At 64.0% G+C, this 14,293-nt stretch carries 16 protein-coding genes and 1 pseudogene; 8 read left to right on the forward strand and 9 right to left on the reverse strand.

The window, feature by feature from the left end; translation table 11 throughout:
- Positions 1–429 precede the first annotated feature (429 nt).
- The 3 genes from NKJ80_RS04020 to NKJ80_RS04030 all read left to right on the forward strand — a co-directional run bounded on the left by NKJ80_RS04020 (position 430) and on the right by NKJ80_RS04030 (position 3,359).
- Positions 430–2,175 (forward strand): sensor histidine kinase, encoded by a 1,746-nt coding sequence (locus tag NKJ80_RS04020; RefSeq protein WP_352497339.1) that lies wholly within the window; start codon positions 430–432, stop codon positions 2,173–2,175.
- Positions 2,150–2,938, forward strand: coding sequence for a peptidoglycan-binding domain-containing protein (locus tag NKJ80_RS04025; protein WP_023670159.1), 789 nt, complete (start codon positions 2,150–2,152; stop codon positions 2,936–2,938). Before NKJ80_RS04020 ends, NKJ80_RS04025 begins: the two co-directional genes overlap by 26 nt.
- A gap of 73 nt (positions 2,939–3,011) precedes the next feature.
- The gene (locus NKJ80_RS04030) at positions 3,012–3,359 is read left to right on the forward strand and encodes a DUF1491 family protein (protein ID WP_352497118.1); all 348 of its coding nucleotides are present in this window, start codon (positions 3,012–3,014) and stop codon (positions 3,357–3,359) included.
- On the opposite strand, the gene NKJ80_RS04035 is transcribed toward NKJ80_RS04030, so the two are convergent.
- The 4 genes from NKJ80_RS04035 to NKJ80_RS04050 form a co-directional block, all read right to left on the reverse strand.
- Positions 3,346–4,353, reverse strand: a complete 1,008-nt coding sequence (locus NKJ80_RS04035; RefSeq protein WP_352497119.1) for a hypothetical protein — start codon at positions 4,351–4,353, stop codon at positions 3,346–3,348. The genes NKJ80_RS04030 and NKJ80_RS04035 overlap by 14 nt on opposite strands.
- Positions 4,354–4,749: 396 nt before the next feature.
- Positions 4,750–5,298, reverse strand: a complete 549-nt coding sequence (locus tag NKJ80_RS04040; protein ID WP_023735535.1) for a DUF1254 domain-containing protein — start codon at positions 5,296–5,298, stop codon at positions 4,750–4,752.
- Positions 5,291–5,875 carry a DUF1214 domain-containing protein gene (locus tag NKJ80_RS04045; protein WP_023670163.1) on the reverse strand — a complete coding sequence of 195 codons (585 nt, stop codon included), beginning with the start codon at positions 5,873–5,875 and terminating at the stop codon, positions 5,291–5,293. The genes NKJ80_RS04040 and NKJ80_RS04045 overlap by 8 nt, the downstream gene beginning before the upstream one ends.
- 73 nt (positions 5,876–5,948) lie before the next feature.
- Positions 5,949–8,108, reverse strand: coding sequence for a transglycosylase domain-containing protein (locus tag NKJ80_RS04050; RefSeq protein ID WP_023684539.1), 2,160 nt, complete (start codon positions 8,106–8,108; stop codon positions 5,949–5,951).
- A gap of 217 nt (positions 8,109–8,325) precedes the next feature.
- Between NKJ80_RS04050 and NKJ80_RS04055 the strand changes: the two are divergent.
- Positions 8,326–8,541: pseudogene (locus NKJ80_RS04055) on the forward strand (glycine cleavage T C-terminal barrel domain-containing protein); the annotation flags it as partial.
- Positions 8,523–10,076, forward strand: coding sequence for a trimethylamine methyltransferase family protein (locus NKJ80_RS04060; RefSeq protein WP_352497120.1), 1,554 nt, complete (start codon positions 8,523–8,525; stop codon positions 10,074–10,076). The pseudogene NKJ80_RS04055 and the gene NKJ80_RS04060, both read left to right, overlap by 19 nt.
- Positions 10,077–10,089: 13 nt before the next feature.
- Here the strand turns inward: NKJ80_RS04060 and NKJ80_RS04065 are convergent, their stop codons facing one another.
- From NKJ80_RS04065 to NKJ80_RS04075, 3 genes are all read right to left on the reverse strand, one after another.
- A complete protein-coding gene (locus tag NKJ80_RS04065) occupies positions 10,090–10,254 on the reverse strand; it encodes a hypothetical protein (protein WP_023692806.1) in 165 nt (54 codons plus the stop codon).
- Positions 10,255–10,388: 134 nt separating this feature from the next.
- Positions 10,389–12,017 carry a chaperonin GroEL gene (gene groL, locus NKJ80_RS04070; RefSeq protein WP_023684537.1) on the reverse strand — a complete coding sequence of 543 codons (1,629 nt, stop codon included), beginning with the start codon at positions 12,015–12,017 and terminating at the stop codon, positions 10,389–10,391.
- Between the two features lie 64 nt (positions 12,018–12,081).
- A complete protein-coding gene (locus NKJ80_RS04075) occupies positions 12,082–12,444 on the reverse strand; it encodes a co-chaperone GroES (RefSeq protein ID WP_023684536.1) in 363 nt (120 codons plus the stop codon).
- A gap of 246 nt (positions 12,445–12,690) precedes the next feature.
- Between NKJ80_RS04075 and NKJ80_RS04080 the strand changes: the two genes are divergently transcribed.
- Both NKJ80_RS04080 and NKJ80_RS04085 read left to right on the forward strand, forming a co-directional pair.
- Positions 12,691–12,954, forward strand: coding sequence for a hypothetical protein (locus NKJ80_RS04080; RefSeq protein ID WP_023670169.1), 264 nt, complete (start codon positions 12,691–12,693; stop codon positions 12,952–12,954).
- Positions 12,951–13,217 carry a DUF1488 family protein gene (locus NKJ80_RS04085; RefSeq protein WP_023670170.1) on the forward strand — a complete coding sequence of 89 codons (267 nt, stop codon included), beginning with the start codon at positions 12,951–12,953 and terminating at the stop codon, positions 13,215–13,217. Before NKJ80_RS04080 ends, NKJ80_RS04085 begins: the two co-directional genes overlap by 4 nt.
- Positions 13,218–13,259: 42 nt before the next feature.
- On the opposite strand, the gene NKJ80_RS04090 is transcribed toward NKJ80_RS04085, so the two are convergent.
- The gene (locus NKJ80_RS04090; protein WP_023684535.1) at positions 13,260–13,451 is read right to left on the reverse strand and encodes a hypothetical protein; all 192 of its coding nucleotides are present in this window, start codon (positions 13,449–13,451) and stop codon (positions 13,260–13,262) included.
- Between the two features lie 7 nt (positions 13,452–13,458).
- Positions 13,459–13,665 carry a hypothetical protein gene (locus NKJ80_RS04095; RefSeq protein WP_352497121.1) on the reverse strand — a complete coding sequence of 69 codons (207 nt, stop codon included), beginning with the start codon at positions 13,663–13,665 and terminating at the stop codon, positions 13,459–13,461.
- A 217-nt stretch (positions 13,666–13,882) separates the two neighbouring features.
- On the opposite strand from NKJ80_RS04095, the gene NKJ80_RS04100 reads away from it, so the two are divergent.
- Complete coding sequence (locus NKJ80_RS04100) at positions 13,883–14,290, forward strand: DUF3168 domain-containing protein (protein WP_352497122.1); 408 nt, start codon at positions 13,883–13,885, stop codon at positions 14,288–14,290.
- The last annotated feature ends 3 nt before the right edge of the window (positions 14,291–14,293 follow it).

Below are 14,293 nucleotides of genomic sequence, written 5' to 3' on the forward strand. Positions count from 1 at the left end.
TCAGCGAAAATTTTCCTCAAATTTTAGGCAAATTCGAAGCGAGGCGTTTTGCAGTGCATTAGCCTCAAATGCCGACAATTTTCTTAACCTTGCAGTAACCATCTAAGCGATTGTTGCGCATGGATATCTTCAGAAGAGCAGGCATGCCGGCTCAGGGTTTCGCAGCCACGGGCACGCCCTTGCACATAACGCTCCGTTTACTATGGCCACAAATGGCGGTGCATTCCGGTGCCGGCGCTCCAATTTTTGCCGCAGCGCGCTCGTTGTTCCGGTCAGCCTTATTCATTCCTTAAACGCTGGATGCGAGTTTCAAACAAGCAAAAGCGACCTGCAAAGCAGGGGCAGTCACGACCGGGTGCGAGTGCGTTGAGTTTGACAACTGCCAGATATATTGAACTGCCTGGCGCGCTGGCGGCCGGTTGCGAACGCATGGTCCATCCGGCCATCATCGGCCAGGGCGATCGCCTGCGCCAGCGCCGGTTCATCGGCATCATGCTTGCCGCTCCGTTCTTCGCCGCCGGTGCGGCGGTGACACTGGTCACCTCGGGCATGGGCGCCGCCGTCACCGTCGCAACCATTTTCGCCGCCTTCGGTCTTTGCTGGTTCGCCGCCTTGCTGGTGGCGGCGTCGGGTAAGATGACGCTGGCAGCCCAGGTTGCCCTTGCCGCCGGCGGTCTTGCCCTTGCCGGCGCCGTCGCGGCAGCAGGCGGCCTGGCGTCGCCGGTTGCGCTGCTGGCCCTGGCACTGCCATTCGAGGCCTGGTGGATCGGCGGTTCAAAGCGCGCGGCACTTTGGGGCGGCCTCTCAACCTTGGCCGCAATGCTGCTGCAGCCCTTTGTCGGCTCTGTCGTCCCGCTCGGAGGGGCGCAAGTCGCGGCGTGGCACTGGCTGCTGCCGCTCGCCTGGGGCCTGACGCTGGTTCCCCGGCTCGCAGCCCTAGGCGATGCCGCACGCGCGCAGCCCGCGCGGCTTCCAAACGACCGCCTTGAAGACATGATCGACGCCGTTGTCCTGCATGTCGCCCGGCATGGCGAGGTCCTGGATGCCTCAGCCAAGGCGCGCACCATCCTGAAGCTGCCGCCGGAACTGCTTTTCGGCGCCGGGCTGTTCGACCGCATCCACCTGTCCGATCGCGTCGCTTATCTCAGCGCGCTTGCCGACATGCGCGATGGCGCCCTGGCGCGCCGGCTCGATCTTCGGGTAAGGCTGCCGCAGGACGGCAGCGCCTCGACGGCCGACAATTACCGGCCATTTCAGCTCGAACTGATGCGTGCCGAAGAGCAGCAGGAGACCTTCACTCTGCTGCTGCGCGAGAACGACGAGACTGCCGAATTGCGCGACGAGCTTGCTGCCGCCAATGAGGCCGCAGCGTCGGCCGAGGTGGCAAAGGGCCGCTTCCTGGCGGTCGTCAGCCATGAGCTTCGGACGCCGCTCAACGCCATCATCGGTTTTTCCGACATGCTGCTGCATGAGATGTTCGGCGGCTTCAAGGACCCGCGCCAGAAGGAGTATGTCGGCCTGGTGAAGGAGTCGGGCCAGCATCTGCTTGCCGTCGTCACCTCCATCCTTGATGTCTCGAGGATCGAGGCCGGCGCCTACGCGACCGAGCCCGAACCGTTCCGATTCATCGAAGCGGTCGAGATGTGCCAGTCGATGATGCAGCTGCAGGCGAATGCCAAGAACATCGATCTCCAGGCGCAGATTGCGCCGGACGCCGGGGAGATCAATGCCGACCGTCGTGCCGTGCAGCAGATCCTGATCAACCTCGTCTCCAATGCGGTCAAGTTCACGCCCGATGGCGGCGATATCATCGTCGGCGCCAAGCGGATCGGCTCGCGGCTGCATTTCTGGGTCAGGGACACCGGCATCGGCATCGCCGAGGAAGATTTTGTCAATCTCGGCAAGCCGTTCATGCAAATCCAGAACGACTATACGCGCCGCTTCGAGGGCACCGGGCTCGGCCTGTCGCTGGTCAAGGGCCTGGTGGCGCTGCACGACGGCACGATGTCGATCGAAAGCATGCCGGGCGAGGGGACGACGGTCACGATCAGCCTGCCGGTGAACGGGCCGAAGAGGAGCGCGACCGACAGGAACGGCGTGCTGCCGATGTCCGCGACCAGGACGAAAGGCGACGCGAAAGGGGACAGGAATGGCTCGCTCCGCAAAACAGCCTAAGGCGGTCAAGCGCCGCAGCGGCGCGTTCGAGGCCGGCGCGATTGCGCTGGGCGGCGCGATCTCGCGCAATCCGGTCCTGGTCGGCGGCTCGACCGCCTTCCTGGTGACGCTGTTCTACGTTTCCGCCAACGCGCTGTGGTACCAGCCGTTTCCGCATGCCGGCGCCTTCTTCGCCACCCGCAGCATCGAGGGTTTTCCGCACCCCGGCGCGGACGAACCCGAAACCACCATCAACATCCTGCGGCCCGGCCCGGCTCCGGTCAAAAGCGATCCGACCGTCGAGCAGGTCCAGGGCATCCTGAAGGATCTCGATTTCTACACGGGAACGGTCGACGGCATTTCCGGGCCGAATACCCAAAAGGCGATCCAGGCATACCAGCAGAAAGTTGGCCTGCCGGCCTCCGGTGAGATCGACGCCGTCCTGCTCGACCAGCTCGGCGCCAAGCAGACAACAGCTGGCATCCCGCATCCTGTGCCGAGGCCCGTGGATATGGCCGCCGCTCGAGTTGCCGCGCCCGAGGCCGCGCCTGCGCCCATCCCGGTTTCCGCGCCGGTATCCGCCCAGGCGCCCGATGCCCGCATCGTCAAGATCCAGGCCGGCCTGAAGGCATTCGGCAATGACGACATGCAGCTCGACGGCGTCGTCGGCGCCCGCACCAAGGCGGCGATCAAGGAATTCCAGTCGCTATTCGGCCTGCCGGAAACGGGCGAGCCCGACGAGGTCGTCTACGTTAAGATGCGCGAGATCGGCCTGACCAATTGAGTGGTCAAGACGACCGCTCGCGGATAGACGAAAATCCGGCTAAGACGCCGCGCATGTCCTCCGGAGCCTCGTCATGCGCGTAACCACCGAGTTTTGGGTGTCGGCCCTGCTGCGCCGTGTTTTCGGCGCCGGCGGCTTTGCGGCCGTCGTCAAGCGCGGCGCAACCGAGGCCGGCGCTGTCTTCGTGCTCTCGCGCGGCAGGCTGGGCGAGGTCTCCCTGTTCGGCCCGGCGCCGCAGACGAGCTACGATTCGGACAAACCGGATGATCGCTTTTTCACGCTGCTCGGCGCCGGCGACGATGCCGCCGTGCTTGACGCCAGGCTTGAGCAGGAGAAAAAATTCGATCCCGACATCTGGGTGGTCGAGATCGAGGCCGGAACGGTTTCCGTCGAGGAGCTTCTCTCCGTCAAGACGCCTTGAGGCTGGCCCCTAGGCTGGCTTTGTCGACGTCCGGCGCTTGGTCGCCATTCGCGGCGACAGGAGTGTTGCCGCGCACCGCTCGCGACAATGTTTCGGCCTTCCAGCCGCGTACCTTGTCGAGCGCCGCCTCGTGGTGCAGCAGCCGGTAGCGGTCGAGGAAGATGCGGATCGCCTGCGGGTGCGGAAACTCCCGGGGGTAAACCGCGACCACGATCAGAAATGCCCTGTCCTCGCTGAGGTCGAGCGCCCGCAGCGCGGCGAGCAACGAGACATAGCTCGAATGCTCGGTCAGCGACCGCGCCGTGGAGAAGTCGATGTCGAGCGCGTCGGCAAGCGCGGTCTGGAAGAAGGCGGCGTTGCCGGTCAGCGCCGTCTCGCGCAGCTTGCTGTAAGTTGCTAAGCCGACGAAGGGATTGACCGATGTCGCCTCGCCGGCGAGCATCATCGAGCGCAGGCGGCGCCTGGCGGTTTCGGCGGCGCTGCCGGGCAGTTTTGGTGCGCTGGGAGCGGCGGCAGCGGCTTCGGCGTCGGCACCCGCCACGTCGGCGATCGGCTCGGGCTGCCGCACGCGCACCAGGGTCGGCTTTTCCAGCGCCTTGATCAACTGCGCGATGGTCGGGTTCAAATCCTTGCGGCGGGCAATGGCGCGCGCATGCGGCAGGCCGTGGCGGCCGATCAACGCGATCAGGTCGATGTCGCCCAGCGCCCGCGAACGGACGAGCAAGGGCGCGCAGACATCGACCGGCTCCTCGCAAAGCCGCCGCACCAGGGCGGCCGGCGCATATTCGCATTCGGACAGGGCAGCGGCGACATAGCGGCGCGATTCGACCGGCACGCTGTCGAACAGCGGCAGCGTCAGATCCTCGAGCTGGGCGATCTCGCGGCGCGACGGGCGGGTCAGCGAGCAGAACGCCGACACGGCGGCGCGAAACAGCCTTTCGGCTTTTCCCGATTCCGTCCGTATGGCGATTTGCCTGAAATCCGAAGCTGACACGGAAGATACGCCTGACACTCGACACAACCCGGACCATGCTCAACCGCAACTGTGTCGGTTTCGCGCTAGGCCTGGAACAAACATCAAATTAGCCGCGATCCGTTAGCGCTCCGTTAACCCTCTGCCGGCCTTAATCACATTTGGAGGCGTTGCGTTGTGCTCCGGGGCAACCGAGAGGAATACGCGAACCATGGGCATGGTACTGTCTTTCGTGCCGCGATCGGCACCAGTCAATCGAGCAGTTCAGGACACCGGTACGCCGGCGGCGGTGATCATTTTTCCCGGCGTCCGCTACGAGCATCCGCCATTGGCGGGCCAGGCGCGACCGGCGGACCAGCCGGGCACACCACGGACGCCTGTTCCGCACCACTGAATTTGCTGGTCGTCGGGGTGAGGTCAGTAGTCCTGCAGTTCGCAGGAGCTCTGGTCCAGGAACTGCGACACAACTGGCTTCCAGCTGTCGTCAGGCACGAAGGCGCGGATGACGAAGATGCCTTCCTCGATCGGCGCCTCGACGAAGATCGCCCCTTGCAGGTCTTCGGGAAGCTCCCTGCGCACGTCGATCATCTGTGCCGGCGTCAGCACCACGGTGTCCAGCTTGTTGCCGGTCGCCGTGCGGTCGTTGAATGAATAGAAATTGTGGCCGTTGCGGTCATAGACCGACACCGACCAGAACGGCACGCTGCCCGGCGCCTTGATCCGCACCACGCCTTCGGCAAGGTCGAAGCGGCAGGCGGCGGCGTAAAACAGCGGATCTACCGACTTCACCACCGGCGCGCCGCCCGCCTCGGCATCCAGCCTGGTCATCTTGTAGAGGTCGGACGCCATCGCCAGCCGTGACCAGGCATCGCGCTCGGTAAATTCCGGCACCAGCAAAAGCACCACGATGTGGACGATGCCGGCGCCGAGCAGGCCGAGCAGGATGGCGTGCAGCAACCTACGCATTGCAGCCAGCCTTGACGATCCGGGGCAGCGACACGTCGGAAAGGCCGGTGCTTGAGGCAATCGGCGTGTCGTAGAAGGTGAGCACGAAGTACATCCGGCCAAAACCTTCGGTCAGAAGCCAGTTGCCGGGGGCCGGACGGTTGCCGACGGCGATGATCACCGAATTGTCGGGCTGACGCAGCACCTGGTAGGATTGCAGCGCCGCCAGCCTCGGCTTGCCGGTGTCGACCACGCCGAGCGATTGATCCGCGGCATAGAGCGTCCAGAACCGGGCGGTCGGGAAACTGCCTTCGATCCTGTAGTCGCATTGCCGCTGAAGCTCATCGCCGGCCGCATCGCGTTCGGCGATGAAGGACAAGCCTTCCGCCTTGCCGAGCGCCAGCACGCCCTCGCGCGCCACGCGCGCCTTCGAATAGGGGTCGGCATCTTGCGTGCCGATCTCGGGGAAGGCGGTCCATTGGCCGATGCTGATCGCGCCGACGCCGCTCTGCGCCTGCAGCGCATACCAGACGCTGCCGCCGCCGAGGCCGATGGCTATGGCAAGCGAAAGCAGCGTGAAAAAGGCGGTCTTGAGCATGAAGAACCGGGACGAGAGAATTATCGTTCGGGGATATAGCGGGGCAGGCCACAGAGCAAGCAGCGCTGTGGAATCAAAGCGCCGACAGGGTCTCCGGTGTCTGCGGCGAGCCGAGCACGGGCGCGGCCTGGAACACCTTGGTCATCTCGCGCAGCGTCTGTGTCGTGCGGCTGGACAGCACCGCCGGGCGCTCGGCCGCGGCATCGGCGGCTGCCTGATCGGCGTTTTTCTTCTCCGCTTCCTCGGCTTTGGCCGCGATCTCTTCGTCGACGAAGGGCTTGTCGAGGCCGGGGATCGGCTTCAGGTCGATATTCTGGTGCGCGTAGACCATCAGCCGCTGCCACACCATCGCCGGCAGCGTGCCTCCGGTCATGTTGCGGGTCGGGGTGAAGTCGTCATTGCCGAGCCAGACGGCAGCGGTGTAATTGCCGGTGAAGCCGACGAACCAGGCGTCGCGGTAGGATTGCGTCGTCCCCGTCTTGCCGGCGACGACGATGTTGGGCAGCTGCGCGCGCCGCGCGGTGCCGATCGCCGGCACCGCAGCCAGCATGGTGTTCATGTATTTCAGAGCCTGTTCCGACAGAACCCGATGCGGCGCCGGCGCATCCTTGGCAAAGTCGTAGACGACATCGCCGGTGCGGGTGACGAGCTGGGTGATGCCGTGCCGCGAGCCGGCGAAGCCGTTCTGCGCGAACACACTGTAGCCCGTCGCCTGGTCCATGACCGTCATGCCCGATGTGCCGAGCACCATGGTCTTGTGCGACTCCAGCGGCGATTCCACGCCGAATGATTCGGCCATCGCCTTGATCGGGCCGATGCCGAGATAGTCCTTGGCCAGCCGTACCGGCACGGTGTTGATCGATTTGGCGATCGCCGTGATCAGCGTCACATTGCCGGCCGAGCCGCCATTGTAATTGTGCGGTGACCAGCCGCCCCAGCTGATCGGCCCGCCTGAGACGACGGAGTCCGGGGTGAACCCGTGCTCCATGGCGGTGGCGTAGACGTAAGGTTTGAACGAGGAGCCGGTCTGGCGCAGCGCCTTGGTGGCGCGGTTGAACTGGCTTGCGCCATAGTCGCGGCCGCCGACAATGGCCCGCACCGCGCCATTGGTCTCGATCACTACAACGGCGCCCTCGGTGACGTTGTATTCCTTGCCGAACTGGCGGAGATGGAATTCGACGGATTCCTCCGCCGCTTTCTGGATGTTGGCGTCGAAAGTGGTGTGGGCGACCAGCGAATGCTGGCCGGGCTTGGCGATCTTCTTGACCTCATCGAAGGCCCAGTCGAGGTAATAGTCCGGGCTCTTCTGCTCGCCGCGGTCGACGATCTCGGCCGGATGCAGCCTTGCCTGCAGCACCTGGCCTTCGGTCATGAAACCGGAATCGACGAGGTTCGACAGCACCACATTGGCGCGAGCACGGGCGGCGGGCAGGTTGATGTGCGGGGCGTATTTGGTCGGCGCCTTGAACAGGCCGGCCAGCATCGCCGCCTCGGCGAGGTTCAGATCCTTGACGCTCTTGCCGAAATAGAAATCCGCCGCCGCCTCGATGCCGAACGTGCCGCCGCCCATATAGGCGCGGTCGAGATAGAGCTGCAGGATCTCCTTCTTCGACAGATTGGCCTCCAGCCACAGCGACAGGAAGGCTTCCTTGATCTTGCGCTGGAAGGTACGCTCATTCGACAGGAACAGGTTCTTGGCCAGCTGCTGGGTGATGCTGGAGCCGCCCTGGACGACGGAATTGGCCCGCACATTCTCGAAGATGGCGCGCGACAGGCCGAGCACGTCGATGCCGTAGTGCTCGAAGAAGCGCCGGTCCTCGGTCGCCAGCACCGCTTTGATGACATGGTCCGGCATCTCGTCGACAGGCACGGAATCGCGCTGGATGATGCCGCGCTGGCCAATCTCGTTGCCGTAGCGGTCGAGGAAGGTGACGGCGAAATCGCCCTGACTGCGCCAGTCGCCGGTGGTGATCTGGAAGGCCGGCATCGCGAGTGCGAGCAGCACGACGACGCCGCCGGCGCCCATCGTAAAACCTTCGCTCAGCACCTCGATGATGCCGCGTCGCCAGCCGGTGACTCGGAAGCGCCGCGAAAAAATGGTTGCCGATTCCCAGAACTGGCCGGCCTTGAAGCCGATTTCGTAGAGCGAGGAATCGATCCACGCGTCCACCGCCAGCAATGCGGCGGCGATCGGACCTCTTCGTCTTGGACGTCGTTCTAAAGGACTGGCCATTCCCGAAACTCACCCAACCCACCTGAGAACCGCAAGCGGGCAATTTCAGGGCGGGCATACCCGGCCAAGACTATTCATCCATTTCAGCCCGGCTCACAAGGGCAGCCAGGCCACACCGCACGGTTTGTTGAGCGCCGCCCGGATCGTGACGCTGGAGGTCGACGCCGTCGATGCCGACGCCAGTGGCTTCGAGCCAGTCTAGCACAAGGGCCGGCGCGTCGGCTTCGTCGCCTCAGCCGGCTATGGCTACACAATAGGCAAAAGCGTCGCGCTGACGTTGCTGGGCGACGAATTCGCCGGGGAGGGGACCGCGCTTTCGGTGCACATTGTCGGCGTCGAGCGGCCGGCGCGAATTATTCCGGCCTTCCCATACGACCCCGAGGGCAGGCGATGCGGCAATGAGGAGTTTTGGCCATGGTCGATGACATCATAAGGGAGACCAGGCGCGAGCGCCGGCGCGGGCACACCGGTGAGGCCGGCAGCGGGCCAAGCCGCCACCCGAACTATCGCTCGCTCAAGAACCCGTTCCTGCCGCAGCCGGTGTTTTCGGACGACCAGGTCGCGGCCATCCACGGCACGGCGTTGCGCGTGCTGGAAGAGCTCGGCATCAAGGTGCTGCCGCCGGAGGCACGGGCGATCTACGCCAAAGCCGGTGCGCTGGTCGATGAGGACAGCCAGATGGTGCGCATCGGCCGCGATATTGTCACCGCCGCACTGGCCTCGGTGCCGAAATCCATCCGGGCGCTGGCGGGCAACCGTAGCCGCGATCTCATGCTGGAGCTCGGCTCGATGACATTCCTCGCCGGAGCCGGGGCGCCCAACGTCACCGATCTCGAACGCGGACGGCGTCCGGGCACGCTCGCCGCTTTCGAAGAACTGACCAAGCTTGTTCAGAATTTCGACGTGCTGCATATGCTCGGCCCCTGGATCGAGCCTCAGGATGTCGACAACCGTTTGCGCCACTATGCCGTCAACCGTGCGCAGCTGACCCTGTCGGACAAGTTTCCCTTCGTCTTCGCCCGTGGCACGCCGCAGGTCGAGGACGGGTTCGAGATGATCCGGTTGGCGCGCGGCCTCTCGCAGGACGAGTTCCTGGCCGGCGTCCATTGCTATACCGTCATTAACACCAATTCGCCGCGCCAGCTCGATATCCCGATGGCGCAAGGCATCATCGACTTCGCCAAGGCCGGCCAGGTGTCCATCATCACGCCCTTCTGCCTGGCCGGCGCCATGGCGCCGATCACCGTCGCCGGCGCATTGACGCTGCAGCATGCCGAGGCGCTGGCTGGTCTCGCGCTGGCGCAGATGGTGCGGCCGGGCGCACCGGTGGTTTACGGATCCTTCTCCTCCAATGTGGACATGAAGTCCGGCGCACCGGCCTTCGGCACGCCCGAGCACGTCAAGGCGACGCTGGGCGCCGGTCAGTTGGCCCGCTTCACCGGCCTGCCTTGGCGGTCCGGCGGCGGCAGTGCGGCCAACATTTCCGATGTGCAGGCGGCGCACGAGACGCAGTTCGCGCTGTGGGGCTCGGTGCTTGCCGGCGCCACCGTCTGCATCCATGCCGCGGGCTGGCTGGAGGGTGGCCTCAGCGTCTCCTACGAGAAGCTGATCACCGATATCGAGGCATTGCAGACGGTTGCCGAACTCTGTGCTACGACCCCCGGCGACAAGGATTCGATCGGCTTCGAGGCGATCGCCGAAGTCCAGCCGGGCGGGCATTTCTTCTCCGCCGGCCACACCATGACGCGCTACCGCACCGCCTTCTACGAGCCGCTGGTCGCCGACTGGTCGAATTTCGGCAGCTGGACGCAGTCCGGTTCGAAGTCGGCCACCGAGCGCGCCACCGGCATCTGGAAGCGGACGCTGGCCGACTTCCAGCCGCCGGCGTCGGCCCTTGCCACATCCGATGTGCTCGACGAGTTCATTGCCCGCCGCACCGAAGAGGGCGGAGCGTTGCCGGTGTCGTGAGGGTTGGCAGCCGTCACATCGGCCGCTTGTCGCCGGGCTTCGGCGGCTCGCGGCGGATCATGCCGGCATCGGTCTGTCTGTGCTTGTCGGCGGCAATCCGGCGGATGCGATCGAAGCGGCTCTCCTCCGCCGGCTTGGTCGCGGATACAGCGTTTGGCTTCGGGGCGAATGTGATCATCTGTCGATCTCCCTGTCGTTGCTGACTGGTCTTGACTGACTGACGGAAATTCCTGGCTCGCCGGGGAAATGTCCCCGGCAGCCTGTTCTGATTTATGCCCGCCCAGATTCTCAGGGGCAATTTTCGGGCGATGGTCAGTAGCCGCCCATGCCGCCACCGCCGCCCGCAGGCGCCGCATCCTTGGCCGGAACGTCGGTGATCATCGCTTCGGCGGTGATCAGAAGCGCTGCAATCGAGCCGGCATCCTGCAGTGCGGTGCGCACCACTTTCGCCGGATCGACGATGCCCGCCTTGATCATGTCGACATAGACCTCGTTCTGGGCATCAAAGCCCTGATTGTGGTCCTTGCTGTCGGACAGCCTGCCGACGACGATCGAGCCTTCGACGCCGGAATTCTCGGCGATCTGGCGGATCGGCGCTTCAAGTGCCCTGAGCACGATCGAAATGCCGGCGGTCACATCGTCATTGGCGCCGGTCAGGCCGGCCAGAGCCGATCTTGCGCGCAGAAGCGCCACGCCACCGCCGGGCACGATGCCTTCTTCCACCGCCGCGCGCGTCGCATTCAGCGCGTCGTCGATGCGGTCCTTCTTTTCCTTCACTTCAGACTCGGTGACGCCGCCGACGCGGATGACGGCAACGCCGCCGGCGAGCTTGGCCAGCCGCTCCTGCAGCTTCTCCTTGTCATAGTCGGACGTGGTCTCCTCGATCTGGCCCTTGATCTGCGCGATGCGCGCCTGGATGGTCGCCTTGGTGCCGGCGCCGTCGATGATCGTGGTGGTGTCCTTCTCGATCAGTACGCGCTTGGCGCGGCCAAGCATCTCGATGGTGACGTTTTCGAGCTTGATGCCGAGATCCTCGGAAATCATCTGGCCCGATGTCAGCACGGCGATGTCTTCCAGCATCGCCTTGCGGCGATCGCCGAAGCCCGGCGCCTTGACGGCCGCGACCTTGAGGCCGCCGCGCAGCTTGTTGACGACCAGCGTCGCCAGTGCTTCGCCTTCGACGTCTTCCGAGATGATCAGCAGCGGCCTGCCGCTCTGCACCACCGCCTCGAGGATCGGCAGCATCGCCTGCAGATTGCCGAGCTTCTTCTCGTGGATGAGCACGTAAGGCTCTTCCAGCTCGACGCGCATCTTGTCGGCATTGGTGACGAAATAGGGGCTGAGATAGCCGCGGTCGAACTGCATGCCTTCGACGACGTCGAGTTCGGTGTCGGCGGTCTTGGCCTCCTCGACGGTGATGACGCCGTCATTGCCGACCTTGTCCATCGCCTTGGCGATCATGGCGCCGACGCTGGCATCGCCATTGGCGGCGATGGTGCCGACCTGCGCGATCTCGGCCGACGACTTGACCTTCTTGGCCTTCGCCTTGATGTCCTTGACCACGGCGGCGACAGCCTGGTCGATGCCACGCTTGAGGTCCATCGGGTTCATGCCGGCGGCAACCAGCTTGGCGCCTTCGCGCAGGATCGATGCGGCCAGCACCGTGGCGGTGGTGGTGCCGTCACCGGCGAGGTCGTTGGTCTTCGAAGCCACTTCGCGCACCATCTGCGCGCCCATGTTCTCGAACTTGTCGGCAAGCTCGATTTCCTTGGCCACCGTCACACCGTCCTTGGTGATGCGCGGCGCGCCATAGGCCTTGTCGATGATGACGTTGCGGCCCTTGGGGCCGAGCGTGACCTTCACCGCATTGGTGAGGATCTCGACGCCGCGCAGCATGCGGTCGCGCGCGTCGGTGGCGAATTTGATTTCCTTGGCAGACATTTTTTTCAATCCCGTTGGTGTGGTGAAGCAAGCGGCTCGCCGGAGCCTGGCAAAGCCAGGCCGGTCAGGCGGCCTTCTTGGCTTTGACGCTTTTCTCGGTGACGACCGTCCCGCTCTTGCCGATAGCGGCCGTCTCGCTCTTGTCGATGACGCCCATAATGTCGGCTTCCTTCATGATCAGCAGGTCCTCGCCGTCGATCTTGACCTCGGTGCCCGACCATTTGCCGAACAGGATGAAGTCGCCGGCCTTGACTTCGAGCGGAACAAGCGCGCCGTTTTCGTCGCGTGCGCCCGGCCCAACGGCGATGACTTCGCCTTCCTGCGGCTTTTCCTTGGCATTGTCGGGAATGATGATGCCACCCTTGGATTTGACATCGCCTTCGGCGCGCCGGATGACGACGCGGTCGTGGAGTGGCCGAAACTTCATGAGAACTTCTTTCTGGGGCCGGCATAGGCGACCGCGCCGTTCTTATAGGCGTGTTGGCACTCGATAGATAGGAGTGCCAAAAATTATTCGTGGCCAAAATTAAATATTAAAACGTATTATGATGTCTGCCGGGTTCGAAACGTCGCGAGGCGCCTAGATATTTCGAAAAATTGAATTTCGAGGCCAAAGCGACTATTTATATTGTAAGTTCGATTTCACAATTTCAGGCACGAGGAGATTTATGCGATGGCCGAAGGCAATCAGAGCATCATGGAAAAAGCTGAAGCCCGCTTCATGGACAAGCAGAAGAAGACGGCCGAGCGCAACAAGGCAACCTCCGACTACATGTCCGAAGCGAGGGCCAGGGAGATCAAGACGGCAAGGCTCAGGGAATTGCGCCTGGCCAAGGAAGAGGCCGACCGCGTCGCGGAAGCCTTGAACCCGACACCGAAGAAGAAGCGGGCTACCGTCAAGAAAGCCGCCGCCGCGCCGAAGGGGGGCACGTCATGAGCCTGACATTCCCCAATCCAAGCCGCTTCTATGACGAGGCCGGCAAGCGCATCCGCTTTGTCGGCCATGACGGCATGTTCCAGATTTCCTTCTCTGTCGCCGCCGATGCCCTCTCGAAGGCGCCATCAGGGACGGCGACCGCGGAAGCCACCTATCTGGCGGCCTTCGACACCGCGTCCAGCTCCATCCATGACATTGCCAGCAAGGCCTACGCCCGCACCCGCAAGAGCATTTATGTGCTCACAGCCGCGGATTTCGGCTAGCGCGCGTTCGTCTTGCATCAGAGCGGCTGAGATCAGCGTGCGTCAGGACTTGCGGTCGGCTTTTGCCCGCCGCTTGACGTCCCGGCTGTTCAGGCGGTCGGCCATCGCTTCCGCATCGCGCAAATTCATGGCCACCATTACCTGTTGCTTAAGCTCGACAGGCTGGCCGGTGAAGATGTCGAAGATAGTCCAGCTCTCGGGCTCGTCCATGCGCAACGCGTAGCGGTTTGTCATATCGGCATCAGGCCTTTGACATGAAAAATGCCGCCGCCAGGATCAGGATTGTCCAGGCCACCACCGACAGCTTTAAGGCCAGGCCATGCATTGAAAGTATCTCGCGCATGCGCAGGGCCACGGTGCTCTTCGACAGGGCGGGTGCTGCCGCAATCGCGACCGGGGGCTTGACGCCGAGCTTTCCAAAAGCCGGCAGCAGCGGTGGCGTTCGCATGAAATGACCTCGAATTGCCGGAGAAAACAGGGCTCCTCATAACACCCTTCTTGAAACTCCCCGCATGCCAAATAGAACCCGGTCCGTGAAAGGGCCATGCCGCCCGATTCGCCGCCTTCCATCAGGCGGATCGTCATCTGGCGAAATCCGTGCAACGCGGTTAGGTTGCGCGCGAAACTGAGGTTGTTCAAAGCGTGACAGGCGAACGGAGACGACGATGACGGCGCCCGGCGATTTGCTGCAAGCCTTGTTCATGAGATTGAAGAGCGATGCCTCGCTGACGGCGCTGCTCGGCGGCGCCGGGTTGCGCGAGCAGGCGGCCGACAGTGCCGCCTTCCCTTATGTGACCTATGGCAGGACCAGCGCATTCGATCTGGACACCGGCGCCGACAATGATGACGACCAGCTCATCACGCTGCATGTCTGGTCGAAGGCGCAAGGCGAGGCCGAGACGCGTCTGATCATGGACAGCATCCGGGCGCGCCTTGACGGCGCCGCTTTCGCCACCGGCTCGCGCGACCAGACCCGCCTGTCCTTGGAGTTCGCCGAGGCCCGCTATGACGAGGACCTGGCGCTCTACCACGGGGTGCTGCGGATACGCGCCCTCACCGAGCAAACTGATTGAAGC

The sequence above is a fragment of the Mesorhizobium sp. M0030 genome (assembly GCF_040323695.1).
In the GTDB taxonomy this organism is placed as follows: Bacteria; Pseudomonadota; Alphaproteobacteria; order Rhizobiales; family Rhizobiaceae; genus Mesorhizobium.

Bases quoted from the DNA above. Each gene is read 5' to 3' on its own strand.
- NKJ80_RS04020 (WP_352497339.1), top strand. From the start codon at position 430: ATGGTCCATCCGGCCATCATCGGCCAGGGCGATCGCCTGCGCCAGCGC.
- NKJ80_RS04025 (WP_023670159.1), top strand. From the start codon at position 2,150: ATGGCTCGCTCCGCAAAACAGCCTAAGGCGGTCAAGCGCCGCAGCGGC.
- NKJ80_RS04030 (WP_352497118.1), top strand. From the start codon at position 3,012: ATGCGCGTAACCACCGAGTTTTGGGTGTCGGCCCTGCTGCGCCGTGTT.
- NKJ80_RS04040 (WP_023735535.1), bottom strand. From the start codon at position 5,298: ATGCGTAGGTTGCTGCACGCCATCCTGCTCGGCCTGCTCGGCGCCGGC.
- NKJ80_RS04045 (WP_023670163.1), bottom strand. From the start codon at position 5,875: ATGCTCAAGACCGCCTTTTTCACGCTGCTTTCGCTTGCCATAGCCATC.
- NKJ80_RS04050 (WP_023684539.1), bottom strand. From the start codon at position 8,108: ATGGCCAGTCCTTTAGAACGACGTCCAAGACGAAGAGGTCCGATCGCC.
- NKJ80_RS04060 (WP_352497120.1), top strand. From the start codon at position 8,523: ATGGTCGATGACATCATAAGGGAGACCAGGCGCGAGCGCCGGCGCGGG.
- NKJ80_RS04065 (WP_023692806.1), bottom strand. From the start codon at position 10,254: ATGATCACATTCGCCCCGAAGCCAAACGCTGTATCCGCGACCAAGCCG.
- groL (WP_023684537.1), bottom strand. From the start codon at position 12,017: ATGTCTGCCAAGGAAATCAAATTCGCCACCGACGCGCGCGACCGCATG.
- NKJ80_RS04075 (WP_023684536.1), bottom strand. From the start codon at position 12,444: ATGAAGTTTCGGCCACTCCACGACCGCGTCGTCATCCGGCGCGCCGAA.
- NKJ80_RS04080 (WP_023670169.1), top strand. From the start codon at position 12,691: ATGGCCGAAGGCAATCAGAGCATCATGGAAAAAGCTGAAGCCCGCTTC.
- NKJ80_RS04085 (WP_023670170.1), top strand. From the start codon at position 12,951: ATGAGCCTGACATTCCCCAATCCAAGCCGCTTCTATGACGAGGCCGGC.
- NKJ80_RS04090 (WP_023684535.1), bottom strand. From the start codon at position 13,451: ATGACAAACCGCTACGCGTTGCGCATGGACGAGCCCGAGAGCTGGACT.
- NKJ80_RS04095 (WP_352497121.1), bottom strand. From the start codon at position 13,665: ATGCGAACGCCACCGCTGCTGCCGGCTTTTGGAAAGCTCGGCGTCAAG.
- NKJ80_RS04100 (WP_352497122.1), top strand. From the start codon at position 13,883: ATGACGGCGCCCGGCGATTTGCTGCAAGCCTTGTTCATGAGATTGAAG.